We start from the raw sequence: 25485 nt of genomic DNA on the forward strand, positions 1-25485 counted from the left end.
ACGGCCTCGCAGGTCGCATCAGGAGCTCTGAAGTCACCCTATATGGCATGTTTACGTTTACCCTAATATGGTTTCCAGGCCCACCTTATGCTCAATTGAAGTTAACGAAAACATTCTCTCACCTTCGAGTCTTCAACAATCCTGCCCTTTAATGGAATATCAGGGGGAGAGGGTTAGAAATAAAAATTTTCAAAAAAATAAGTCAAATGGGTAGAAATTTATTTCGGAACTCGATATATTTATATGTACGTGAAAAATTTTACATTAAAAGGAGGGGTCGTTTTGGATACATTTAAAAAGCTAAAAATGTATTATTTACCATTCAAGCGGTATTTCTTTATATCCTTATTATTTCTGCTTATTGTAACAGGGGTAACGGTGGTCTATCCCATTGTATTGAAGTACACGATTGATGATGTCGTAGATCCAGGACGTTATAATCTTATACCATATTTAGCAGCTATATTCTTTGGGCTTATGATTCTAAAGGGAATAGCAACTTATATTCAACAATACTTAGGGGATTTATTTGGAATTAAATCTGTTTACACCCTTCGAGATGGTCTTTATAAAAAGCTTCAGCGCTTACCATTTCGTTATTATGACAATGCTCGTACGGGAGATTTAATGTCTCGTCTGACAGCTGATGTGGAAGCGTTTCGTTTCTTTTTATCGTTTGGGTTTGCAGAATTTATTAGGATTGTTTCCTTAATTGTCATTAGTTTGAGCGTGATGTTCTATTATTCTATACCCCTTGCATTAGTTACGATGGCCTCTATGCCGTTCTTGGCAGTAGTAGTCTACCGGTTTGACAAAAGAGTACACCCCGCCTTTAGAGGGATTCGTAAAGCATTTGGTCGGTTGAATACACGTGTTCAAGAGAATATTAGTGGAATGAATACGGTGAAATCATTGTCACGAGAAGATTTTGAAGTAGGGCGTTTTACAGATAAAAATGATGACTATCGTCAGAACTATCTTTCTACGTCAAATATTTGGGCTAAGTATTTCCCGCTTATGGAGTTTATAGGGAATATTAGCGTTGTAGCTTTATTAGGTTTTGGTGGGTATTTGTATATCCAGGGTGAGGTAACAATTGGTGTGTTGGTGGCTTTCTTTAACCTGATTTGGTACATTCTAGGGCCGCTTATGAACTTTGGGTTCGTAATTAATTTATTTTCTCAATCAAAAGCTTCAGGAGAACGCTTATTAGAGATCCTTGAAGCAACAGAAGACATTCAAGAGATCCCGGAAGCCATTCGTCAAAAACGTTTGAACGGCCATGTGACGTTTAAAGACGTTACGCTTTCTTATGAAGAAGATGATGATTCAGCGTTGAAAGATATAAGTTTTGACGCTCCACCTGGAAAAACAATTGGCTTAATTGGAGCCACTGGCTCTGGGAAAACGAGTATTACTCAGCTAATTACTCGTTTTTATGAGCCTGAAAAAGGTCAAGTTTTAGTGGACGGGAAGCCTGTTCAAAATTATGGTTTGAAAGAATTAAGAAGTAATATCGGATTTGTTTTACAAGAATCTTTCTTATTCTCTACAACGATTAAAGAGAATATTGCGTACGGAAATCCAGAAGCTTCAATGGAAGACATTATTGATGCAGCTAAAAGAGCACAAGCACATGACTTTATTCTCGAAATGCCGAAAGGTTACGATACTTTGTTAGGTGAACGAGGCATGGGTCTATCGGGTGGTCAAAAGCAGCGCGTTGCCATTGCTCGTGCGATCTTGATTGATCCTAGTATTCTAGTGCTTGATGATGCAACATCGGCAGTTGATATGGAAACAGAACTACAAATCCAAAAAGCATTAAAAGAAGTAATGGAAGGTCGTACAACATTTATCATTGCTCACCGGATCTCATCTTTAAAACACGCGGATGAGATTTTAGTTCTAGAAGATGGTCGAATTGTAGAGCGCGGTGTTCATGAAGAGTTGTTAGACAACGGAGGTCCGTACCAGCGCATCTACGATATACAATATCAAGATAAAGAAGCTATATTGCAAGCTTCAAGTCAAGGCTAAGGGGGGAGAAAGATGGCGAAAGCACCAAAGCAAGAATATAAGAGTCCTCATTTACAACGGTTCAAATATACACAAGACCAGGCAATTGAGAAGCAATTTAACTGGAAGCAAATGGCTAGAATGCTTCAATATGTAAAGCCTTATTCTAAACGGCTGTTACCAGCTGCTATCATAGCAATGCTCGTTTCCACCATCGTAAGGCTTATAGTGCCAGTTTTAATTGGTAAAGTTGCGATTGATATGGCTATTAAAGGAGAAGATTCTAATCTATTAATTCAACTTGTTGTTGGAATCTCCATTCTATACGTACTGAGCTATGTAGGGAACACGTTACGAATTAGGTGGGTGAATATTTTAGGGCAGAATGTCATATACGACCTGCGTAAGCATTTGTTCTCCCACGTACAACGCTTGAGTCATAAATTTTTTGATAACCGATCAGCGGGTTCGATTCTCGTTCGAATTATGAACGATATTAACTCACTACAAGAACTCTTCACCAACGGAATTATCAATTTGTTAATGGACGTCGTAACGTTAATTGGTATTGTTGTCATTCTGCTAGTATTGAGTCCTAAGCTTGCGCTAGCCATTATGGTCATCCTGCCGATTATGTTCTTTATCTCAACAAAACTCAGAAGAAATATTCGCAGGTCCTGGCAAGATGTTCGCATTCAGCAGTCTCGTTTAAATTCCCATTTAAATGAAAGTATACAAGGGATTCGGATAACTCAGTCATTCTCTCAGGAGAAAGAGAATACAGAGTATTTTGATGGGGTCAATAGTGACAATTTTGAATCCTGGCGTAATGCAACTAAGAAAAGTGCGTTGTTCCGTCCGTTTGTAGAAATGAGTAATGCAGTCGGAACGGTTATTCTTATTTCGTATGGTGCGTTCCTTATTATTAATGGGCAAATAACAGTAGGTACTTTTGTTACGTTCTCGACTTTCTTAGGTATGTTTTGGGAACCAATTTCAAGACTTGGTCAAATGTATAACCAGCTTTTGATGGCGATGGCTGCTTCAGAGCGTATATTTGAATTTTTGGACGAAGAGCCTAACGTTGAAGAGCGTAAAGATGCGATTGAATTGAAAGATATGAAAGGGCACATTGATTTTGATCATGTCCGTTTCTCTTATGACGAAGATCGCGTTGCTTTACATGATATTTCTTTAGAAATTAAGCAAGGTCAGACAGTAGCTCTTGTTGGTCATACTGGCAGCGGTAAATCAACAATTGCCAATCTGATTAGTCGTTTTTATGACCCTACGAACGGATCAGTTAAAATAGACGGGCACGATTTGAGAGATGTTAAATTAAATAGTGTCCGACAACAAATTAGTGTTGTTCTACAAGATACATTCATATTTTCAGGAACAATTATGGAGAATATTCGATTTGGCCGTCCGGATGCTACAGATGAAGAAGTTATGGAGTCTGCTAAAGTAGTCGGGGCTGATGACTTTATTCAACGACTTGCAAATGGTTATGAGACGGAGGTAGAGGAAAGGGGAAATATTCTCTCAGCCGGGGAACGTCAACTGTTATCCTTCGCCAGGGCATTGCTGGCTAATCCAAAAATATTAATATTAGATGAAGCGACTTCATCAATAGATACAGAAACAGAAGTGAAAATTCAAGAAGCGTTAAACCGTTTATTAAAAGGTAGAACGGCAATTATTATCGCTCACCGCTTGTCTACGATTCGTGACGCTGATAATATCATAGTCCTTGAACACGGCAGGATTTTAGAACAAGGAAATCATAGTGAGTTGATGGAGCAAAAAGGAGAGTACTTTGATTTAGTGAAGACTCAATTCCAAATGCTTGATGCTATGTAACCACTTAAAAAACCTCTAACTTTATAAAAAAAGTTAGAGGTTTATTTGTGCTTAATTGGTTTTAATTTCTAAAACTGGGTCAGATCTAGAATGCATTTTGTTGAAAAGGTAACATTTGATTTAACCAGCTTTTCGTCTTTCGAAAACCTTCTCATTTGAGTGTGGGCATATTTTTTGAAAAGAATAATGATGGATCGTTATAATGCGTATAAAGCAATTTAGAAGGCAGGGAATTGCTAATTACTTGGATGAATAGAAACATTATAGAGAAGCCTTTTTTATTTAATTGAGTTTGTGAAATATGTCACAAAACTGTCATTCGTTCATTCCCAACGGACTAGTTAGAGGGTTTATACTGTTATTACGTTGGAAATAGAGTAATGAAATAATAAAACGTTTGAATAATGAACTTTACTTATATAGGGGAGGTCATAATCAATGGAATTAGATAGTACCATGATGAGCCGGATGTTAACGAGTTTAACTCTGGTTTTCCATATAATATTTGCCACAGTAGGTGTTGGGATCCCAGTCATGATCTCAATAGCTGAGTTTATAGGTATTAAGAAGAAGGATGCTAATTACACATTGCTTGCGAGAAGGTGGGCGCGTGGTTTTACCATTACTGTTGCGGTAGGGGTTGTAACAGGTACTGCAATAGGGCTACAGCTTTCTTTGTTATGGCCTAAATTTATGCAGTTTGCTGGAAATGTCATAGCACTTCCTTTATTTATGGAGACATTTGCATTTTTCTTTGAAGCTATATTTTTAGGAATCTATTTGTATACATGGGACCGTTTCAAAAATCCAATTTACCACTGGTTACTCTCCATACCAGTTGTAATCGGTGCTACAATGTCTGCTTTCTTTATTACCACTGTGAATGCGTTTATGAATACACCACAAGGATTCGACCTTGAAGGTCGAACGCTTACGAATGTGGACCCATTAGCAGCTATGTTTAATCCCGCAACACCAACGAAAGTGTTTCACGTCGTATCTTCAAGCTACTTAACCTCTGCTGCGATTTTAGCAGCTATAGCAGCTTTTGCGATCTTGAAGAAGAATGCTTCTGATTATCATAAGAAAGCCTTAAAACTTACGATGGTAGCTACGTTTATTTTTGCTATTACAACAGCTATTGCCGGAGACCTTTCAGCTAAATTCCTAGCAAATGAACAGCCAGAAAAATTAGCTGCAGCGGAGTGGCACTTTGAGACAGAGAAGAATGCAGATTTAATCGTATTTGGAACGTTGAATGAAAATAATGAGGTGGAAAATGCACTTCGTCTTCCTAATGCACTAAGCTTCCTTGCTCATGGATCATTCGACAGTGAAGTTACGGGTTTAAATGAGTTTCCAGAAGATGAAACACCTCCACTATGGATTCATTACATGTTTGACCTTATGGTTATGCTTGGAATGTACGCTTTAGGCGTTTCCTTCTTATACTTGTTGTTCTCAAAACTTAAGAAGTGGAATGAGAATAATAAATGGCTCCTATGGCTTATTGTCATAAATGGACCTGGTGCAATGCTTGCTATTGAATTTGGTTGGATCTTTGCGGAAGTAGGCCGTCAACCTTGGATATTAAGAGGATTTATGAAGGTGGCAGAAGGAGCGACTACCTCTCCTCACGTAGGCTGGATGTTTATACTATTCCTTGGCTTATACATTGTACTTGGAGGAGGAGCTATATCTGTATTACGTAAAATGTTTAAGAATAATCCCGCAGAGCTAGAGTTAGAGAAAAAATATCCAGATGTAGCGAAGCGAGGAGGTCAAAAATGAGTTATGAAATGATAGGGATTACGGTCCTGTGGATCTTTTTATATGGCTATTTAATCGTGGCATCTGTTGACTTTGGCGCAGGCTTCTTTGCTTACTACGCCAAAACGACAAAGCAAGACCATATTATTAATCAGTTAATCAGCAGGTATCTTTCGCCGGTATGGGAAGTAACAAACGTGTTTTTTGTTTTCTTTTTCGTCGGTCTTGTCGGCTTCTTTCCGGATTCCGCCTATTACTTTGGGCAGTCTTTACTCATACCAGGAAGTATTGCTATCGTATTAATTGCAATTCGAGGATCCTTTTACGCATTTGAAAACTATGGGTCTAAGAAAAGTAATTTCTTTATGTTTTTATATGGGGCAACAGGCTTATTGATTCCAGCTTCATTAAGCACAGCCATGACCATATCAGAAGGAGGCTTTATCGAAGAAACCGAAAATGGAGTACGCCTATTAACGGGTGAGCTTTTAACGAGTCCTTATTCATGGAGCGTTGTATTCCTTGCCATTGTGTCCGTCTTGTTTATTAGTGCAGCCTTCTTAACTTACTATGCGTCAAAAGCTAATGATCAGCCTGCTCTTGAATTAATGAGAAAATATACACTTTTCTGGGGATCACCGACTATTATCGCTAGTTTGACTACATTTATAGCTATGAGTCAGCATAACGCTCGACATTTTGAGAATATGCTTGACTTATGGTGGATGTTTGGTCTTAGTGTGGCATTCTTTTTAGGTGCTTTACTGCTTGTTTATCAACAAAAACGTTATGGTCTAGCATTTATATTTGTTATGTTCCAGTTTTTCTTTGCCTTCTTTGGTTACGGAGCTGGGCACTTACCATATCTGTTGGAACCGTTTATTACGATTGAGAGTTCTGTTACGAATGAAGCAATGGGTCTTGCGCTTGTAATCGTATTTATTGCAGGTTTGCTTCTTCTTATTCCTTCTCTTATTCTTTTAATGCGTATGTTTTTATTTGATGCAGAATATGTAAAAGGGAAAAAATAATTTTATGAGAGGTGTTCTAAACAAGAGCGCCTCTTTATTTATGGGGTGAGTTCACTTTTGTGAGCTGTACTTGTTTTATATAAGATGAACTTTCCATATCAAATAGATCTATGATAATATGATGTAAGGTAAATGTGAAAGAATGGGGGAACAGGCATGAAGAAAGAATATGCAGTTATCGGTCTGGGCCGATTTGGCGGTAGTATATGTAAAGAATTAAGCCGCGAAGGAATGGAAGTTTTGGCTATAGACCTTGATGAAGATAAGGTGAATGAATACAAAGATATCGCCTCCCATGCTGTCATTGCGGACTCTACAGATGAAAATGTCCTAAAAGAATTAGGAATTCGAAATATTGACCATGTCATTGTAGCCATTGGTGATAATCAGCAAGCTAGTATTCTTACTACACTAATGTTAAAGGAGTTAGGTATTAAGAAGATTACCGTTAAAGCCCAAAATGATTATCACGAAAAAGTGTTAAATAAGATCGGTGCTGACCAAGTTGTTCACCCGGAACGAGATATGGGTAAACGAATTGCACATAATATTATTTCAAACAACGTTCTTGACTACTTAGAATTATCAGATGATCATTCGGTTGTAGAAGTTAAAGCCGGAAAGAAAATGATTGGAAAAACTTTAGTAGACTTGGACATTCGTGCTCGGTACGGATGTAACGTAGTCGGCATAAAGAGAAATAAAGAAATCAATGTCTCTCCACTAGCATCAGAAGTAATTTTAGAAGAAGATGTACTCATTATTATTGGAGAAGATAAAGATATTTCTCGTTTTGAGAAAAACTTAGTAGTAGAAGATGATGAATAAAAATTTTAAGAAGACAGCGCTCTCATTTAGAGTGCTGTCTTTTTTCTATCATAAAAAAGTTTTTTTCTGGCTCAGAACGGGCATAGCAATAAAGTATTGTACTTAGAAAGGATGAATCGCTATGTTCGAAAAAAGAACTGGAGAAATTATTACCAACTTACTTATAGATGACTGGGGAATCGACCATATTTATGGGATGCCTGGAGATTCGATAAATGAACTTATGGATGATTTCCGCAATCGTCAAGATGAACTACAATTTATTCAAGTTCGACATGAAGAAGTCGGTGCACTTGCGGCTTCATCCTATGCGAAGTTAACAGGGAAAGTTGGCGTTTGTTTATCAATTGGTGGCCCGGGTGCTACACACCTAGTAAATGGTCTTTATGATGCAAAATCTGACAGTGCTCCAGTACTAGCTCTTGTTGGCCAGGTTCCAAGTGAAGAAGTAGGAACTGGAGCTTTCCAAGAAGAAAATCTAGAACGTATGTTTGATGGTGTTGCTGTATTTAATAAACGTGTGCAAAGTGCACAACAGCTCCCAGACTTAGTCAATCAAGCGTTAAGAGAAGCATATGTAAACAACGGAGTATCTGTTCTTGTCATTCCAGATGATCTATCAGCTGTTAAGCAAAAATATGAAGAGAAATTAACATCATCTGTCTATGCAAAAACAGAAGTCTTTCCGTCTGAGAATTCCCTAATCGAAGCAAAAGAGGCAATTGCCGCAGCAGAGAAACCTGTTATCTTAGCGGGTAAAGGTGCCGCTCATGCACAGGAGGAATTAGTGAAGTTTGCAGAGACGATTCATTCTCCTGTCATTCTATCGTTATTAGCAAAAGGGGTAATTCCAGACAACCATCCCCTTTGCATGGGGCAACATGGTCAAATTGGAACACAACCAGCCTATAATGCGATGAAAGATGCAGACTTGCTTTTAATGATTGGTACATCATTCCCTTATCGTGATTTTCTCCCGAAAGATACAAAGGCCATACAAATTGATATCGATCCAAGTAAAATCGGCAAACACTATCCTGTCCAAATTGGCCTTGCAGGTAGCACTAAAGATACACTTCAATGGTTGAATGATCATATAGAAACAAAGGATAATCATGAACATCTTGAAAAATATCAAAAACAGATGGATGAGTGGCGTGTAAGTATGCAAATGCAAAAGCGTGCAAACACCGATCCAATTAACGGGCCTCAAGTTATGTATGAATTAGAGAAAATTATGCCTGAAGACGCGATTATTTCAAGTGACGTAGGGAACGTGACTGTGTGGGTAGCAAGATATCTCTCTATGGTTCGCCAAAAGATGGTGATATCAGGTTGGTTAGCCACAATGGGGTGTGGATTGCCGGGTGCAATCGCCGGACAACTCGCCTATCCTAATCGCCAGTCTATTGCTGTATGTGGTGATGGAGGATTTGCTATGAACATGCAGGACTTTATAACAGCGGTAAAATACAAATTACCCCTTAAAGTCATTGTTTTAAACAATAGTAAGATCGGTATGATTCAATATGAGCAGGAAGCTATGGGACATCTTCATTATGCAACGGAACTAGGCGATATGGACTTCGCTAAATTTGCAGAAAGCTGCGGAGGAGAAGGTTATCGTGTTGAGAAAAGGGAAGACCTTGAAGGCGCAATGCAAAAAGCCTTCCTCTCAGACAAACCTGCCATTATTGATGTAGCTATAGAAGACCAAGCGCCACTTCCGGGTAATATTGGATATGAGCAAGCGGTTCATTATACAGAGTATTTAATTAAAGAGTTCTTTGAAAGTGGTAAGATTGAATTACCACCATTGAAGACAGCAACGAAGCGATTGTTTAACTAAATCTTTTCGAGTGTGGAACATACAGTTCCACACTCGTTTTTTGATTGGCTCTGTACATATTTGTTGTTGGTTTCTTCTACCATATAAGCCCCCTTATACGTAACGCTCGAAGCTGTGTGAGTGTTTCCGTTAACTTTAAATGAGCGTATGGTGGGCCTTGAAACCACTCGCTTTCCTGTGGGGAGCTGGTGAGCCTCCTCAACCGGCAAAGCCGGTCTCCGGGGTCTCACCTAGGCTCTTCTGCCCACGGGAGTCTCGCAGTTTCCAGGCCCACCTATCCGTGTTGGGAGAAACGGAAACAGGCCATATGTAGTTGTAGTTCAAGAGTACACCATAACGCTCAAGCAGAGAGGCCGTTAGATAAAATATAGCCAGGGGTGTCTGGGGAACGGGGAGACTCCTACGGGAGAAAGAGGTCGACGAGACCCCGGAGCGAACGAAGTGAGTGAGGAGGCTCGACAGCTCGCCCGTGGAAAGCGAGTCGTTCCCCAGACACCCCTAACTCTCAATAAACATAACGGCTCCCACACACATAAAAGTGTCTTAGCCACGAGTCTTCAACAATCCTATAATAGAAAAATAACTATAAGGAAAAAGGAAGCCCCCATCCTAATGGATGGGGGCTTGTTGTATGACATATTGTTTTATAATTCGTATAAGGTAAACCGTTAAGAGGGGGTCTTACACTTCCATGATAATAGGTAAAACCATTGGTTTACGTTTTGTTTTCTCGTAAAGGAATGGAGCGATGGTGTCTGTGATTTCGTTCTTAATCTCAGACCACTGAGTTGTGCGTCGTTCCATAACTTTATCAAGATGCTTGGAAACAATTTTTTGAGCTTCGTTAATAAGGTCTTCTGATTCTCTCATGTATACGAACCCGCGGGATATGATGTCAGGTCCTGAAGCAATTTTGAATTCTTTCATGTTAATGCTTACAACGACAATCACAAGTCCTTCTTCAGAAAGGATGCGGCGATCGCGGAGAACAATGTTACCAATGTCACCGATACCGCTACCATCTACATAGATGGAGCCAGATGGAATTTTACCAGCAATCATAGCATTATCTTTACCAAGGGCAAGGACATCACCGTTGTCTGCGATAAAGCAATCACTTGGGTCCATTCCGATTTCTTGAGCTAATTTAGCGTGCTGTTTCTGCATCCGGAACTCTCCGTGGATTGGCATGAAGAATTTTGGTTGAATTAAACGTAGCATAAGTTTTTGCTCTTGCTGACCACCATGACCAGAGGTATGGATGTCGTTTAATGAACCATGAATAACTTCTGCACCAGCACGATATAACATGTTAATAACGCGGCTTACACTTACGGTGTTCCCTGGTATAGGGGAAGAGGAGAATACTACAGTGTCTCCTGGCATAATTTGAATTTGGCGGTGTGTGCCGTTGGCGATACGAGATAGGGCAGCCATTGGCTCACCTTGAGAACCAGTACAAAGGATCGTGACTTCATGTGCTGGAAGACGATTGATTTGTGATGGTTCAACGAACGTATCTTTTGGAGCGTTAATATAGCCTAATTCAATACCAATACTGATAGAGGCTTCCATACTGCGTCCAAAAACGGCTACTTTACGATTATGTTGAACGGATGCTTCCACAACTTGTTGTAGTCTGTGGATGTTAGAAGCGAAGGTTGCAAAGATTACACGACCTTTTACTTTGGTAAAGATATCGTTAATGCTTTCACCTACGCGACTTTCAGAAAGTGTGAAATCAGGGATTTCACTGTTTGTACTGTCAGATAGAAGGCAAAGTACACCTTCTTTTCCGATCTCAGCCATCTTTTGCAAGTTTGCAGGTTCGCCCACTGGTGTGAAGTCGAACTTGAAGTCTCCAGTGTGAACAACGTTCCCTGGAGGGGTTTTTACAACGATACCATAGGAGTCAGGAATACTGTGAGTTGTACGGAAGAATGTCACAGACGTTTTACGGAATTTAACGACTTCATCTTCTTGGATCGTATGAAGTTTCGCATTTCGTAAAAGACCATGCTCTTCTAATTTGTTCTTAATTAATCCGATCGCTAATTTGCCACCGTAGATCGGGATGTTTAATTCGCGAAGCAAATAAGGAATCCCGCCTATGTGGTCTTCGTGGCCGTGGGTAATGAATAACCCTTTAATTTTATCTTGGTTTTGCACTAAGTAAGTGTAGTCTGGGATGACGTAATCAATTCCAAGTAGTTCATCTTCAGGAAACTTAATTCCTGCATCGATCAAAATGATCTCATCCTGGAACTGAACGCCGTACGTATTTTTACCGATCTCACCTAGACCGCCTAGTGCAAATACAGCGGTTTGGTCGTTTTTAACAAACTTCATAGGTTATATGTTCTCCACTTCGAAATCTTCAGATTGTTTTTCATATGCTAAGTGGTCTTCATTTAACCCTTGAACATATTCGATATTGATATTGCGATCGGCCAGTTTTGTTCGTACTTCACGTTCTGTATTTGCTTCTACATAGAGACTCTTGGTTCGTTCTCGAACAGGAGCTTCTTCAGCCCTTTCTTGAAATAATACTTTAAAGATCATAATTATAAATCTCTCCTAACTTCCTAGTAATTTCCGTATTCTTGTCCTGTAAATATAATAGCACGTTTTGCACCTATATGGTAACAATAGAATGTTATAGCTAAGAGATTGTAGTAATCCACCGCATCATAAAGTGAAAGCTTAAGCATACAATTTTCGACTCAAGATATCTTTCCAACGATTTTTAAGCTTTTTCTTCAAACGTTTTAACATTATGTCATACAACTCCTTTCCTTATACGAAGAAAAGCTGTAAAAAAACGTATTGCCGACCATATCCCTCTTATCTCTAGTATAGTACCTTTTAAGCTAGAAATGAATAGATAGGTTAAAGAGAATTTTACTTTTTCTTATTCTTTCTTGTAGTATGCTCCACAAAATAGTTCTTTAAGGGTGTTTTTTTTAGAATTTTTAGTCCTTATTGAATTTGGATGGAAATTCCTATACATTATAAAGGGTTTAGGAAAGAAGGGGTTATTTGAAGAGACTTTATGTAGGTTTAGTAGCACTTTCTCTCATTTGGGGTACATCGTTTTTATTTATTAAGATTTTGGTTTCGTCGATGATGGTTTGGGAAGTTGTGTTCTGGCGCTGTATATTTGGTGCTGCTGTATTATGGGGGATTTATATCTGGAATGGGAAGCATCAATTATCTAAACTTCCCTGGGGGTCCTTGCTATTAGTCGGTCTGACAAATAATGCTCTACCTTGGGGGCTCATAGCCTTAAGTGAAACCAATATTTCCTCCAGTTTAGCATCTGTGTTAAATGCAACAACACCTATATGGACAGGAATAATCGGTTTGCTGTGCTTTGGAATTAGAATAAGAGGGAAGCAATGGCTTGGAATTATGGTTGGTTTTATAGGGATAATTATTCTTGCAGACCTTGGTAATTTGAGTTTGTTTAATAACGGCATGACAGGTATAGCTACTATGATTGCTGCTGCTATTTGTTACGGTTTCTCCTCTCAATACATAAAAAGGTATTTGCATGAGGTATCTTCAATAACAGTTGCAGCCGTGACGTTAACCCTGGCATCTCTATATGCATTCATTTTTGCTGAGATGAGTGGTACGATTAATTGGAGCTTAGTATCAGATCCTTCTATATTTGGTGCTTTAATCGGCTTGGGTGTATTTGGTTCTGGCGTAGGCATATATATATTTTATTATTTAATTCAAAAAGGTTCTGCTGAATTTGCAACTATGGTAACGTATCTTGTGCCCGTTTCTGCATTAGTTTGGGGATCTGTAATCTTAAGCGAAACACTTTCCATTCGCATGATATTTGGGCTAGCTCTTATCCTTATAGGAGTATATTTAGCTCAAGAAACGAAGAAATCAAAAAGGGGGAAACAACATGAGCAACAAACTCGTGTTTCTTGATATTGATGGAACAATAGTGGATCACAATAAAGAAATCCCAGAGGAGACAAAGAAGTCCATCGCTCGCCTCCAAGCTGAGGGAGTGGAAGTAGCCATTGCTACAGGACGAGCTCCTTTTATGTTTGCTGATCTTAGGGATGAACTAGGCATTCATTCATATATAAGTTTTAACGGTCAGTATGTCGTACATGATGGGAGAGTCATATATGAAAACCCTTTGTTAGAAGAAGATTTAGAGGCCTTATATACTCAGGCCAATGAAACTGGACACCAAATGGTCTTTCTTAATGAAGAAGGTATGAGGGCATCTGTTGGGGAACACAATCATATTTCAGAGAGTATTGGAAGCTTGAAGTTATCTTATCCTGAAATCGATCCCCATTACTATAAAGGCAAATCCATTTATCAAGCTTTACTGTTTTGCCAGCATGGTGAAGAGGGACAATACAAAGAACAACCACGTCAGTTGGACTTTATACGTTGGCACGATTATTCAATAGATGTAATTCCTCGAGGTGGGTCTAAAGCAGAAGGGATTAAACATTTTATGAAGAAGTTAGGTGTGGAACAACACAATACATATGCTTTTGGAGATGGATTGAATGACCGTGAAATGCTAGGTTTTGTTGCAAATGGCATTGCAATGGGGAATGCTTCAGACGAAATCAAAGCAGTAGCAAACTATGTGACAAAAGATGTTTCTGACAATGGACTTTCGCATGGTTTTCGTTTAGTAGGGCTATTGAAAGATGACTAACTTACGTGACTCTACAGGTTAATGATTATATTCACAGGCGAAATCGTGTTGATTTCGCCTTCTGTAGTATACCGGGGGGGTAATTTCTGACTTGTTTATAATGAGATTCAATGAGGGTTTATTACTTAAAAGAGTAGGGGATTATTATAAAAAGTAGGTAATGAAATAGAAGAGAAATAAAAAAAACGTCCTGGGTGTCCCAGAACGTTTCTCTTATGGCTATTAAACGGTGATTTCGTTTTTGGTTTAAAGTGGTAGGTTACTTTAGGATCCAAGCTTATTAAGAATCGATCACTGAAGCGTTTTCTGGCTCTTGGAATGGGTTATCACTATTGATATGATCGTAAAACATTACACCATTTAAATGATCAATTTCATGTTGGAAAACAATAGCTGCCATGCCACGAAGGCGAAGTTTAACTTCATTCCCTTCAAGATCTGTCCCTTTAACAGTAATTCGAGCATAACGAGGAACATACCCTGGTACATCACGGTCTACCGATAAACAACCTTCTCCGGAGGATAAGTAAGCTTTTTCAACCGAATGACTAACAATACGAGGATTAAATAATCCATAGCTATACACTTTATCGTCAAAATCAGTAAAGTGAACAGCCAACATGCGTTTGCTAACATTAATTTGAGGTGCTGCAATACCGACGCCAGGGCGCAAATTATATTGAGCAGCAAGTTCATCATCTTGACTGTTTTTTATAAATTGAAGCATTTTTTCTAATGTTTGTTGCTCTTCTTCGGTAGGAGGTAATGTGACCTCATCTGCTACTTCGCGTAGGACCGGGTGTCCTTCACGAACGATATCATCCATAGTAATCATAAGATTTACACAATCCTTTCTAGCTTGTTCATAATGTATAGTGTACCACATAAAGAAGCAGGTATGGAATATTTGGCATCATCTGGGCATGTTTGCTTTTCAATTGCATAAAGTACGTATGGAACAATCTGTTACAAGGTATGCATATATGTAACAGTTTTGTAACTTTTTGTTGGATATATATGATATACTGGTGAAGATTCTTCCAATTTGGAAGAATGAAACGCCTTAAGGAGGAAATAGACATTGCGCTTAGGAAAATTAATCTCTGTACTGGTACTATCTGCTGTCCTTCTCACTGCGTGTAATAATGGTCCGTCTGCTGCTGAACAAATGTACGACCATCTAGAGCAAGCTGTGACATTAGAAGATACATTCAAGGATCAGCAAGACCCACTTGTTCAATTAGAACAACAAGAAACGGAACTTTATAACGAAATTATCAATCTTGGGATGAAAGAATTTGAGAAAATTGAAGAATTATCTCAAGAAGCATTAGAGATTGTGAAGAAACGTCAGGAAAAGCTTGAAGTTGAGAAAGAAAGCATTGAATCAGCTAAAGAGGAATTCGATAATGTAAAACCCCTCATTGAGGATTTGGAGTCTGAGGAAGCAAAAGAAAAAGCGAATGAACTAGTAGAAGCATTTAATAAACGATTTGACGCATATCAGGAACTTTATAAAGCATATGAGAAATCTAATGAACTTGATAAAGAACTTTATAATATGTTCCAAGACAAAGAATTGACTCAAGAGAAGTTAGAGGAACAAGTAGATAAGATTAACAAGAGTTACGAGGCTGTCATTGAGAAGAATGAAAGCTTTAATAAACTTACTAAAGAGTACAATGACCTCAAAAGAGAGTTCTATGAAGCTGCAGAATTAAACATTGATTTTGACGAGTCTTCAGAGGAAGACCAAACAGACTCTTCAGGTGATTCTTCATCAGAAGAAGATGGAAGTTCAGAAACGAATGAAGAGCAATCAGAAGAAGATCAGAATAATGACGAAGAATAAGCTGTCCTATAAGGACAGCTTATTTTTATTTGATGCTCGGATATGCCCTTGATGGAAGAGGTATGAATGAACGCTTGGATCCAATTCGTCAGCTGTTACTGATACAGCGTTAAAATTGCACTAATACAGATTTGGGAGCATTTGGGTGTGACTAATCTATTTGAAGGATGGGAACGAATTATTCGTTAGTGGGAACAAAGTGTTTGACGAAATAGTTCTTCATAAGCTAAACTACTAAGTGTTGAAAAAGTTGTACCATTACTTTTTGCCAGACGTATGAAACAGATACTTATATAAGCTGCTATAAAACGATTATGTTCCTCAAAGTGAGGGTAAACATTATAAGAGCAAATTCGGTACACATTTTTTTTGCTTTTGGGAAAGCTAATAAAAGTAAATTTAATATGGATAAGAAAGGAAGAGGTGAAGAACTTTGAAACGCACTATCGAAAATGTTGAAAACCAATTTGAAACGTTTCAAATCTTAAACGAAGACGGCGAAGTTGTTAACCAAGACGCTATGCCTGATCTTTCTGATGAAGACTTACAAGAGTTAATGCGCCGTATGGTGTATACTCGTATTCTTGACCAACGCTCAATTGCTTTGAACCGTCAAGGACGCTTAGGATTCTACGCTCCAACAGCTGGACAGGAGGCTTCTCAACTAGGAAGTCATTTTGCTATGGAGAAAGAAGATTTCTTACTACCAGGATATCGTGATGTGCCTCAGTTAATCTGGCATGGCCTTCCACTATACCAAGCATTCCTATTCTCTCGTGGTCACTTCCACGGTAACCAAATGGGCGAAGTTAACGCAGTAAGCCCACAAATCATTATCGGTGCTCAAATCACACAAACAGCTGGTGTAGCACTTGGTATGAAGAAACGCGGTAAGAAAAATGTTGCTGTAACGTACACTGGTGACGGTGGCGCATCTCAAGGTGACTTCTATGAAGGTATGAACTTTGCTGGTGCCTTTGGTGCTCCTGCGATCTTCATCGTACAAAACAACCGTTATGCAATCTCTGTTCCAGTTGAAAAGCAGTCTGCTGCGCAAACTATTGCTCAAAAAGCTGTTGCAGCTGGTATCGATGGCGTACAAGTAGACGGCATGGACGTTCTTGCAGTTTACAAAGCTACTCAAGATGCTCGTGAGCGTGCAATTAATGGTGAAGGCCCGACTCTAATCGAGACGTTAACTTACCGTTATGGTCCACACACGATGGCAGGGGACGACCCAACTCGCTACCGTGTTGAAGATGAAGAAAACGAATGGGAAAAGAAAGACCCATTAGTTCGTTTCCGTAAATTCTTAGAAGCTAAAGGCCTATGGTCTGAAGATAAAGAGAATGAAGTAATCGAAAACGCTAAAGAAGAAATTAAAGCTGCGATTAAGAAAGCAGATGAGCAACCTAAACAAAAGGTTACTGACCTAATTTCTCTTATGCACGAAGAACTTCCACAGAACCTACAAGATCAAATGGAAGAATATAAAGAAAAGGAGTCGAAGTAAGCCATGGCACAAATGACAATGATCCAAGCTATTACTGATGCAATGCGCACAGAGCTTAAAAATGATGAAAACGTGCTAATCTTCGGTGAAGACGTTGGTCAAAACGGCGGTGTATTCCGTGCGACTGAAGGCCTTCAAGCTGATTATGGCGAAGATCGCGTATTTGACACACCACTAGCTGAGTCTGGTATTGGTGGTATGGCAATTGGTCTAGCGCTTCAAGGTTTCCGTCCGGTACCTGAGATTCAGTTCTTTGGTTTCGTATTTGAAGTAATGGACGCTATCAGCGGTCAAATGGCACGTTACCGTTACCGTTCTGGTAATTCCTACAACATGCCTGTAACAGTACGTTCTCCTTTCGGTGGTGGTGTACACACACCTGAACTACACGCAGACTCTCTAGAAGGACTTATGGCACAACAGCCTGGACTTAAAGTTGTTATCCCATCTACTCCATACGATGCGAAAGGACTTCTTATCCAGTCTATCCGTGACAACGATCCGGTTATCTTCCTAGAGCACATGAAACTTTACCGTTCATTCCGTGGCGAGGTACCTGAAGAAGAGTACACGATTGAATTAGGCAAAGCAGACGTTAAGCGTGAAGGTAAAGATGTAACATTAGTAGCATATGGTGCTATGGTTCACTCTGCTCTTAAAGCTGCAGAACAGTTAGAAAAAGACGGTGTAGATGCTGAAGTAATTGACTTACGTACAGTAAGCCCAGTAGATTATGAAACAATTATCGAATCCGTAGAGAAAACGAACCGTGTTGTAGTTATTCAAGAAGCTCAAAAGCAAGCGGGTATTGTTGCACACGTTGCTTCTGAAATTCAAGAACGTGCAATCTTACACCTAGAAGCTCCAGTTCTACGTGTAGCAGCACCTGATACAGTATATCCATTCTCTTCAGCTGAGGAAGTTTGGTTACCAAACCATAACGACATCCTTGAAAAAGTAAACACAGTAATGAACTTTTAATCCAACTTACGATAGGAGGGAATCATAGTGGCTTACGAATTTAAGCTACCGGATATCGGTGAAGGTATCCACGAAGGCGAAATTGCAAAATGGTTTGTAAAAAAAGGTGACGAAGTTAAAGAAGACGATGTTCTTTGCGAAGTCCAAAACGATAAAGCAGTAGTAGAAATCCCTTCTCCAGTTGATGGTACGGTTACAGACGTTCACGTTGACGAAGGTGAAGTTACAACTGTAGGTACGGTTATTATCACATTTGACGCACCTGGTTATGAAGACAATACTGGTGGTTCTGATGAAGATTCTAAAGAAGAGGAGAAGCAAGAAGAAGCTCCTAAAGAAGAATCTACTCAAAATGACCAAGAGCAAGAACCAGCTGCACAAGATGACGAAGCAAGCGACAAGCGCGTTATTGCAATGCCATCTGTTCGTAAATATGCACGTGAAAACAACGTGAACATTGCAAAAGTATCTGGGTCTGGTAAGAATAGCCGTATTCTTAAAGAAGACATTGATGCTTACCTAAACGGTGGTCAAACTTCTGAAGCAGCTGAAGCACAAGCTGATGAAGCTCCAGCTCAAGAAGAGGCACAAACTCAAACGCAAGCTGCACCTCAAGGTGAATACCCAGAATCTCGTGAGAAGATGAGCGGTATGCGTAAAGCGATTTCTAAAGCAATGGTTAACTCTAAGCAAACAGCTCCTCACGTTACACTTATGGACGAAGTAGACGTAACTGAGCTAGTTGCTCACCGTAAGAAGTTTAAACAAGTTGCTGCGGATCAAGATATCAAACTTACGTACCTTCCATACGTTGTACGTGCTCTAGTTTCTACCCTTAAGAAGTATCCAATCCTTAATACTTCTCTGGATGATGAAACTCAAGAAATCGTACACAAGCACTACTACAACATTGGTATTGCTGCAGACACTGATAAAGGTCTTGTTGTACCAGTTGTTAAAGATGCTGATCGTAAGTCAATCTTTGGCATTTCTTCTGAAATCAATGAATTGGCAGGAAAAGCACGTGATGGTAAACTATCAGGTGAGGAGATGAAAGGCGCTTCTTGTACAATCACTAACATTGGTTCTGCTGGTGGTCAGTGGTTTACTCCTGTTATCAACCACCCAGAAGTTGCAATCCTTGGCATCGGCCGTATTGCAGAGAAACCAGTTGTTAAAGATGGCGAAGTAGTCGTAGCTCCGGTTCTTGCTTTATCTCTAAGCTTCGACCACCGTCTAATTGATGGTGCGACTGCACAGAACGCAATGAACCAAATCAAACGTTTACTGAACGATCCACAACTAATCATGATGGAGGCGTAATCGTATGGTAGTAGGAGATTTTCCAATCGAACTTGACACGCTTGTTGTCGGCGCTGGACCTGGTGGCTATGTAGCTGCCATCCGTGCCGCTCAAGAAGGTCAAAACGTAACAATTGTAGACAAAGGTAATCTTGGTGGTGTTTGTTTAAACGTTGGGTGTATCCCATCTAAAGCACTAATCCAAGCTGGTCACCGCTACGAGCACGCTCAAGGTGCTGACGAAATGGGGATTACAACTGAAAACGTTTCTGTTGACTTCTCTAAAGTCCAAGAGTGGAAAGGCCAAGTTGTAAACAAACTGACTAGCGGCGTTGAAAGCCTTCTTAAAGGGAACAAAGTAGACATCGTAAAAGGTGAAGTATTCTTTGTAGACAAAAACACTGTACGTGTTATGGACGAAAAGAATGCTCAAACGTACACGTTTAACAACTGTATTATCGCGACAGGTTCTCGCCCAATCGAGCTTCCTACGTTCAAATACAGTGATCGTGTAATCCATTCAACAGGTGCTCTTAACCTAGATGAGATTCCTGAGAAAATGGTTGTTATCGGTGGTGGGTATATCGGTACTGAACTTGGTACTGCATATGCAAACTTCGGTACAGAAGTAACAATCCTTGAAGGTCAAGATGACATCCTTTTAGGTTTCGAAAAACAAATGCGTCAGCTTGTTAAAAAGAACCTTAAGAACAAAGGTGTTAACATTGTTACAAACGCTATGGCTCAAGGTGTTGAGGAAACAGATAGTGGCGTAACAGTAAGTTACGAAGCTAAAGGTGAAACTCAAAAAGTTGATGCAGATTACGTTCTTGTAACAGTAGGTCGTAAGCCTAACACAGACGAGCTTGGTTTAGAACAAGCTGGTGTAGAAATGGATGATAAAGGCCTAATCAAGATCGACAAACAGTGTCGCTCTAATGTGGACAACATCTATGCAATTGGCGATATCGTTGCTGGACCTCCACTTGCTCACAAAGCATCTTACGAAGGTAAGATCGCGGCTGAAGCAATTAGTGGCCTTGCTTCTGAAATTGATTACCACGGCATCCCAGCTGTTGTATTCTCTGAGCCAGAACTTGCAAGCGTTGGTTACACTGAACAAGAAGCAAAAGATGCTGGTTACGAAGTGAAAGCGGCTAAGTTCCCATTCGCTGCGAATGGCCGTGCGCTTTCTCTTAACAACACAGATGGCTTCTTGAAGCTAGTAACTCGTAAAGACGACGGTCTTGTTATTGGTGCTCAAATCGCTGGTGCAAACGCTAGTGACATGATTGCTGAACTAGGTTTAGCGATCGAATCTGGCATGACTGCAGAAGACTTAGCTCTTACAATCCATGCTCACCCAACTCTTGGTGAGATCTCTATGGAAGCTGCAGAAGTAGCTCTAGGTAAACCAATTCACACTGTTTAATCTTTCCTATCAAAATCCCCTGATCGTACGATCAGGGGATTTTTTATGTTCAATTTAATGTTGTTGGTCTGACTTATATGGTATGGTTATTCAAGAATAGGGCAGTAATCTTGAAGACTCGAAGCTGAGAGAATGTTTTCGTTAACTTCAATTGAGCATAAGGTGGGCCTGGAAACCACTCGCTTTCCTGTGGGGAGCTGGTGAGCCTCCTCAACCGGCACGCCGGCTTCCGGGGTCTCACCTAGGCTCTTCTGCCCACGGGAGTCTCGCAGTTTCCAGACCCACCTTTACCATGTAAGGGTGAACGAAAACATGCTATATAGGGTGACTTCAGACCCTCTCATGCGACCTACGGGGCCGTTCATCTCTTTAGAGCCAGGGCTTGCTCGGGGACTGCGAGACTCCCGCGGGGTAAGGAGCCTAGGGAAGACCCCACAGAGAGCGACAGCGAACGAGGAGGCTTCCCAGCTCCCCGCAGGAAAGCGAGTTGTCCCCGAGCAAGCCCAAGCCTCATAATCGTAACGGCCCTTTACCAAGCTAAAATATCTCAGCTTCAAGCCTTCCACATAAGGGGGCCAAGGGGGCAATATATGAGATTAAATACCATCAGGGCAAAAAAACGTTACCGATGTGGTAACGTTTTAGGAGGATGGGAGCTTTTGTATGGAATCGTTTATAACCTTTAGAATGTCATGCTTTGCTTTCTTACCAGAAATGGTTGCCATTGTACTTCCTTCTCTTTGTATGACTAATGCTGGATATTGATGGATTGTTTTTCTCTCTTTAGCTTCTGTTGTAGACCGGGTTTTCGTCAGAGTAAGAGGAGACGTAGAGCTATCATTTGATAACTTTAATTCTAAGAGTGCGTTAATATATTCTTCTTCTAGCTCAATTGTAGCCTTATTCGAGTAGAAGAAAACTTCATAATCTTCTGTTGGGTTCATTTTATATACATCCACGGAAGCATCTTGTTGGTCCGTACATGATCCGGTGAATAGGACTAATAAAAATGCCAATGGAAGCCACTTCATACTCAAAACATGCTTCACCTACCTACTTGCTATATTATTGTGTTCATTGTATCAGACATTTTCTCGTATACTCCTAATGTTATCTAAATGTTACATAAATGAAAAATACTCTACATGTCTGAAACATATACTGTAATAAAGCATGTCCGAGTAGGGGGGGTAGAATTGAGTAGGAAGTATTGGTATTTATATAATGTGCTCTTTATCTTTTGGAGTGGTTATTTACTTGTCATTCATATTTCAAGGAAAGACCATTGGATGTTTCAAGCTATATTGTTTGGTTTATTTCTAGTCGTCATAACACAGCTTCTGAAGAGGTACCATTTCTCTAAAAAAGAAAGCTTACCACACGTAATAGCGAGCTTTGCCTTAATAACGGGAGGACATGTGCTATATTCTTGGATTACACTACTATGAAGTTGAATAATAAAATAAAAACGCTTAGAGTTAAGACTCTAAGCGTTGTGTCGTTTCAGGTTAATTCTCTTGTTTTGGTTTTCTTTTCTGTCTCGTTAAAGGGTAACGTTGTGCCTCTTCTTTAAATGATTTTAGAAGAGAGAAAACCATTAAAATCATAATCATTGCAAAAGGAAACGCAGCTATAATGGCAGCTGTTTGTAAGGCACCTAAGCCTCCTTGCCAAAGTAAGACAGCTGCTGCAGTAGATTGTACAATTCCCCAAATAAATTTCACTTTATTAGATGGGTTAAGGTCTCCATTAGTGGTCTGCATTCCAAGCACGAATGTTGCCGAGTCAGCTGATGTAATAAAAAATGTGCTAATGAGTAAGATGGCTATAACAGACATAACTCCTCCAATGGGTACTTGATCAAGTACACTGAATAAAGCCACCTCTGAACCGTTCTCCGCTACTAGCTCTTGTATCTTAGCATCTTCAAAAAACTCTAAGTTGATTGCTGTTCCACCGAACACTGAGAACCATAAGGCACCGAATATAGTCGGCACAAGCAAAACCCCAAGTATAAATTCGCGAACGGTGCGACCTTTTGAAACTCGTGCGATAAATGTCCCTACAAATGGCGCCCATGCAATCCACCAAGCCCAGTAAAAGATTGTCCAGTCTTGAGTCCATGAGTTTTGTTCAAAAGGGCTAAGTTTAAAGCTCATAGAGGGCAAGTTTTGTAAATAACTGCCAAATGTGGTGGTAAATAAGTCCATGATAAAGTTTGTAGGCCCTGCAAATAAGAGGAATAGCATTAAAGCAATCGCTAATACGATATTAGTGTTACTTAAATATTTAATCCCTTTATTCAGACCCGTTTGAGCCGAAATCATGTAAAGAAACGTAACGATTAAAATGATGATTAGCTGAACCATAAACGTATCTTCTAAACCGTCAATTAAAAACGTGACTCCTCCAGAAATTTGTTTCGCTCCAAATCCAAGAGAAGTAGCTACGCCGAAAATAGTAGCAAACACTGCTATAAAATCGACAAGTGTTCCAATAGCTCCGCTAGTACGTTTTTCTCCTAGTAAAGGCGTTAAAATAGAGCTGATCAGTCCAGGAGCTTCTTTTCTGAATTGGAAATAAGCCAAAGCTAGTGCAATGATTGCATAAATACCCCATGGATGGAGTCCCCAATGGAAGAAGCTGTATCGAAGTGCTTCTCTTGCTGCTGCTGGGGTTTGGGACTCAGCGAGGGGAGGATTATGGAAATGGGCTATAGGTTCAGCTGCTCCCCAGAAAATTAGTCCAATCCCCATTCCTGCGCTAAATAGCATAGCGAACCAAGTTATATACGGGTATTCTGGTTCATCTGTGTCTTTTCCAAGCTTAATATTCCCATACTTAGAAAATATAAGGAAAATAGCAAAGATCAGAAATCCTGTTGAAGACAACAAGTAAAACCAACCAAACTTCTCCACTAAAAATCCTTGAATGTTACTTGTGACAGTATTTAAGTTGTAATTGGGTAGTGTTTCTTTCGGGATTACTCCCCAAATGATGAATAAAATGGCTACACCAATAGAAAGGAAAAATACCTTTGTTACGTTTTTCATTGAAGCTTCTCATTCCTTTCAGGATACCTTGCTTATTTAGGCAAGGAATGACCTGATGAGCTATTCCAAACATAATTATTCCTGAAGCTGTATTAGAGTATATTTATCACGTGAAATTTCCTCTAGTTCCTCTAATACGTCATGTAGACAAAGTAGCTCATATATGACGATTGTCTGGGGTGGGAAATGGTGGCGGTACTTCGAGTTTTGCTCAATATGCTCTTCTTTCCAGTGCCAGAATTCTTTGTCTAATGCTTCGATTTGTTTGAAGTGTTCATCTGTCATTTCATGTGATGGTGTTCTTAATATTTCCGCCATCGAAGAAATGATACTTAAGATTAGGGATTTTTCATCTTTACTAAAGGCATTCACATTTAAGTTAACGTACTGTAGGTTCCCTAAATGGTAAACAATTTGTTGTAATGTGTTTAATTTCTTTTGTGCGTACTGGAAGGCTTGCATGTCTTGTGTAGAATGCTTATGGTACTTCCATTCTTCACGCTGGAATTGAGAAAGCTGATACGTCTTCTCCAATTTAAAGGTTAGTTGTCTATATGCACGCTGCATACGTTTACTTTCTTCAGATTGCTTGTCCATACATGTTTGAAGTGTATGATCTAAGATATCTGCTGCTTGGCAAAATAGATTTTCTACATTTCTATAGATCATTTTAGAATAATCCGGAGGAAGCAAGAAAAAGTTCACAAGGCTTGAGACAACTATGCCAATTGATGTTGTTCCTAGTCTTGTGAAAAAGGACAAAATGTAATTGCTATCAAAATCAGGAATCATGGCAACAGCCGTTATAGTTGCAACTAATATACCATCATAGAGCTTAAGTCTGTAACAAACGGCAATGGTCAAGGTTGCTGCTAAAGCAAATGTTAGAGCATTTTGCCCAAGTAGACCAAACGCTAATGCCGCTAGTAAAGCTCCAATTGCAGAAGCAGGGAATCGAACAAGCGCTTTTTTTATGGAATCTGCAGCAGTGTTTTCAATCGTTACAATGGCCGTGATGACTGCAAAGGTTACGGGTAAATCAAATAACAAACATATAAAAGCTGTTACAAAGACAGAAATACCTGTCTTAAGGGTTCGGCTACCTAGGAAATTGAATTTTTTTAATAAAGATACCATTGATCTCACCTTGTCAAATTTATTGAAGGAACAAAGTCCTATTCTTTATTTTATTAAATGTTTTTGTTAAAAAACAATAGGATATGGGTAATGTCTTTATTATAATGGTAATGTGCACCATGTTATTACATAATATAGGGGGAAGCAAAA

The 25485-nt window shown here is 39.6% G+C and carries 20 protein-coding genes; 14 read left to right on the top strand and 6 right to left on the bottom strand.

Going from position 1 to position 25485, the window contains the following annotated elements; translation table 11 throughout:
* Nucleotides 1-282: 282 nt before the first annotated feature.
* From IMZ31_RS07625 to IMZ31_RS07650, 6 genes are all read left to right on the top strand, one after another.
* Complete coding sequence (locus IMZ31_RS07625) at nt 283-2040, top strand: ABC transporter ATP-binding protein (protein ID WP_207529948.1); 1758 nt, start codon at nt 283-285, stop codon at nt 2038-2040.
* Nucleotides 2041-2052: 12 nt separating this feature from the next.
* Nucleotides 2053-3882 carry an ABC transporter ATP-binding protein gene (locus IMZ31_RS07630; protein WP_207529949.1) on the top strand — a complete coding sequence of 610 codons (1830 nt, stop codon included), beginning with the start codon at nt 2053-2055 and terminating at the stop codon, nt 3880-3882.
* A gap of 438 nt (nt 3883-4320) precedes the next feature.
* Nucleotides 4321-5673: a cytochrome ubiquinol oxidase subunit I gene (locus tag IMZ31_RS07635; RefSeq protein ID WP_207529950.1), complete on the top strand. Its 1353-nt coding sequence runs from the start codon at nt 4321-4323 to the stop codon at nt 5671-5673.
* Nucleotides 5670-6683, top strand: coding sequence for a cytochrome d ubiquinol oxidase subunit II (locus IMZ31_RS07640; RefSeq protein ID WP_207529951.1), 1014 nt, complete (start codon nt 5670-5672; stop codon nt 6681-6683). Before IMZ31_RS07635 ends, IMZ31_RS07640 begins: the two co-directional genes overlap by 4 nt.
* A gap of 156 nt (nt 6684-6839) precedes the next feature.
* Nucleotides 6840-7511: a potassium channel family protein gene (locus tag IMZ31_RS07645; RefSeq protein WP_036780961.1), complete on the top strand. Its 672-nt coding sequence runs from the start codon at nt 6840-6842 to the stop codon at nt 7509-7511.
* 121 nt (nt 7512-7632) lie between these two features.
* Complete coding sequence (locus IMZ31_RS07650; RefSeq protein WP_207529952.1) at nt 7633-9360, top strand: pyruvate oxidase; 1728 nt, start codon at nt 7633-7635, stop codon at nt 9358-9360.
* Nucleotides 9361-10041: 681 nt separating this feature from the next.
* Here IMZ31_RS07650 and rnjA read toward each other — a convergent pair.
* Nucleotides 10042-11709: a ribonuclease J1 gene (gene rnjA, locus IMZ31_RS07655; protein WP_207529953.1), complete on the bottom strand. Its 1668-nt coding sequence runs from the start codon at nt 11707-11709 to the stop codon at nt 10042-10044.
* Nucleotides 11710-11712: 3 nt separating this feature from the next.
* Nucleotides 11713-11922, bottom strand: a complete 210-nt coding sequence (locus IMZ31_RS07660; RefSeq protein WP_207529954.1) for a DNA-dependent RNA polymerase subunit epsilon — start codon at nt 11920-11922, stop codon at nt 11713-11715.
* 477 nt (nt 11923-12399) lie between these two features.
* On the opposite strand from IMZ31_RS07660, the gene IMZ31_RS07665 reads away from it, so the two are divergent.
* Both IMZ31_RS07665 and IMZ31_RS07670 read left to right on the top strand, forming a co-directional pair.
* Entirely contained in the window at nt 12400-13308 is a 909-nt protein-coding gene (locus IMZ31_RS07665) for a DMT family transporter (protein ID WP_207529955.1), read from the top strand.
* The gene (locus IMZ31_RS07670) at nt 13283-14065 is read left to right on the top strand and encodes a Cof-type HAD-IIB family hydrolase (RefSeq protein WP_207529956.1); all 783 of its coding nucleotides are present in this window, start codon (nt 13283-13285) and stop codon (nt 14063-14065) included. The genes IMZ31_RS07665 and IMZ31_RS07670 overlap by 26 nt, the downstream gene beginning before the upstream one ends.
* A gap of 280 nt (nt 14066-14345) precedes the next feature.
* Here IMZ31_RS07670 and def read toward each other — a convergent pair whose 3' ends face one another.
* Nucleotides 14346-14900, bottom strand: coding sequence for a peptide deformylase (gene def, locus IMZ31_RS07675; RefSeq protein ID WP_207529957.1), 555 nt, complete (start codon nt 14898-14900; stop codon nt 14346-14348).
* Between the two features lie 246 nt (nt 14901-15146).
* Between def and IMZ31_RS07680 the strand changes: the two genes are divergently transcribed.
* The 5 genes from IMZ31_RS07680 to lpdA all read left to right on the top strand — a co-directional run bounded on the left by IMZ31_RS07680 (nt 15147) and on the right by lpdA (nt 21145).
* Nucleotides 15147-15917, top strand: a complete 771-nt coding sequence (locus tag IMZ31_RS07680) for a YkyA family protein (RefSeq protein WP_242705674.1) — start codon at nt 15147-15149, stop codon at nt 15915-15917.
* Between the two features lie 433 nt (nt 15918-16350).
* On the top strand, nt 16351-17430 hold the full coding sequence (gene pdhA / locus IMZ31_RS07685) for a pyruvate dehydrogenase (acetyl-transferring) E1 component subunit alpha (RefSeq protein WP_036780944.1): 1080 nt from the start codon (nt 16351-16353) through the stop codon (nt 17428-17430).
* A 3-nt stretch (nt 17431-17433) separates the two neighbouring features.
* The gene (locus tag IMZ31_RS07690) at nt 17434-18411 is read left to right on the top strand and encodes an alpha-ketoacid dehydrogenase subunit beta (RefSeq protein ID WP_207529958.1); all 978 of its coding nucleotides are present in this window, start codon (nt 17434-17436) and stop codon (nt 18409-18411) included.
* Between the two features lie 27 nt (nt 18412-18438).
* The gene (locus IMZ31_RS07695) at nt 18439-19734 is read left to right on the top strand and encodes a dihydrolipoamide acetyltransferase family protein (RefSeq protein ID WP_207529959.1); all 1296 of its coding nucleotides are present in this window, start codon (nt 18439-18441) and stop codon (nt 19732-19734) included.
* A gap of 4 nt (nt 19735-19738) precedes the next feature.
* Nucleotides 19739-21145 carry a dihydrolipoyl dehydrogenase gene (gene lpdA / locus IMZ31_RS07700; protein ID WP_207529960.1) on the top strand — a complete coding sequence of 469 codons (1407 nt, stop codon included), beginning with the start codon at nt 19739-19741 and terminating at the stop codon, nt 21143-21145.
* A 641-nt stretch (nt 21146-21786) separates the two neighbouring features.
* On the opposite strand, the gene IMZ31_RS07705 is transcribed toward lpdA, so the two are convergent.
* Entirely contained in the window at nt 21787-22182 is a 396-nt protein-coding gene (locus IMZ31_RS07705) for a hypothetical protein (RefSeq protein ID WP_207529961.1), read from the bottom strand.
* 159 nt (nt 22183-22341) lie between these two features.
* Between IMZ31_RS07705 and IMZ31_RS07710 the strand changes: the two genes are divergently transcribed.
* Entirely contained in the window at nt 22342-22593 is a 252-nt protein-coding gene (locus tag IMZ31_RS07710) for a hypothetical protein (RefSeq protein ID WP_207529962.1), read from the top strand.
* Between the two features lie 60 nt (nt 22594-22653).
* Here the strand turns inward: IMZ31_RS07710 and IMZ31_RS07715 are convergent, their stop codons facing one another.
* A complete protein-coding gene (locus IMZ31_RS07715; RefSeq protein ID WP_207529963.1) occupies nt 22654-24198 on the bottom strand; it encodes a glycine betaine uptake BCCT transporter in 1545 nt (514 codons plus the stop codon).
* A 75-nt stretch (nt 24199-24273) separates the two neighbouring features.
* The gene (locus IMZ31_RS07720) at nt 24274-25335 is read right to left on the bottom strand and encodes an FUSC family protein (RefSeq protein WP_207529964.1); all 1062 of its coding nucleotides are present in this window, start codon (nt 25333-25335) and stop codon (nt 24274-24276) included.
* Nucleotides 25336-25485: the final 150 nt, after the last annotated feature.

It is taken from the genome of Pontibacillus sp. ALD_SL1 (assembly GCF_017355605.1).

Coding starts and splice junctions, on each gene's coding strand:
- IMZ31_RS07645 (WP_036780961.1), top strand. CDS start 6,840: ATGAAGAAAGAATATGCAGTTATCGGTCTGGGCCGATTTGGCGGTAGT.
- IMZ31_RS07690 (WP_207529958.1), top strand. CDS start 17,434: ATGGCACAAATGACAATGATCCAAGCTATTACTGATGCAATGCGCACA.
- IMZ31_RS07660 (WP_207529954.1), bottom strand. CDS start 11,922: ATGATCTTTAAAGTATTATTTCAAGAAAGGGCTGAAGAAGCTCCTGTT.
- IMZ31_RS07715 (WP_207529963.1), bottom strand. CDS start 24,198: ATGAAAAACGTAACAAAGGTATTTTTCCTTTCTATTGGTGTAGCCATT.
- def (WP_207529957.1), bottom strand. CDS start 14,900: ATGATTACTATGGATGATATCGTTCGTGAAGGACACCCGGTCCTACGC.
- IMZ31_RS07720 (WP_207529964.1), bottom strand. CDS start 25,335: ATGGTATCTTTATTAAAAAAATTCAATTTCCTAGGTAGCCGAACCCTT.
- lpdA (WP_207529960.1), top strand. CDS start 19,739: ATGGTAGTAGGAGATTTTCCAATCGAACTTGACACGCTTGTTGTCGGC.
- IMZ31_RS07670 (WP_207529956.1), top strand. CDS start 13,283: ATGAGCAACAAACTCGTGTTTCTTGATATTGATGGAACAATAGTGGAT.
- IMZ31_RS07630 (WP_207529949.1), top strand. CDS start 2,053: ATGGCGAAAGCACCAAAGCAAGAATATAAGAGTCCTCATTTACAACGG.
- IMZ31_RS07650 (WP_207529952.1), top strand. CDS start 7,633: ATGTTCGAAAAAAGAACTGGAGAAATTATTACCAACTTACTTATAGAT.
- rnjA (WP_207529953.1), bottom strand. CDS start 11,709: ATGAAGTTTGTTAAAAACGACCAAACCGCTGTATTTGCACTAGGCGGT.
- IMZ31_RS07640 (WP_207529951.1), top strand. CDS start 5,670: ATGAGTTATGAAATGATAGGGATTACGGTCCTGTGGATCTTTTTATAT.
- IMZ31_RS07635 (WP_207529950.1), top strand. CDS start 4,321: ATGGAATTAGATAGTACCATGATGAGCCGGATGTTAACGAGTTTAACT.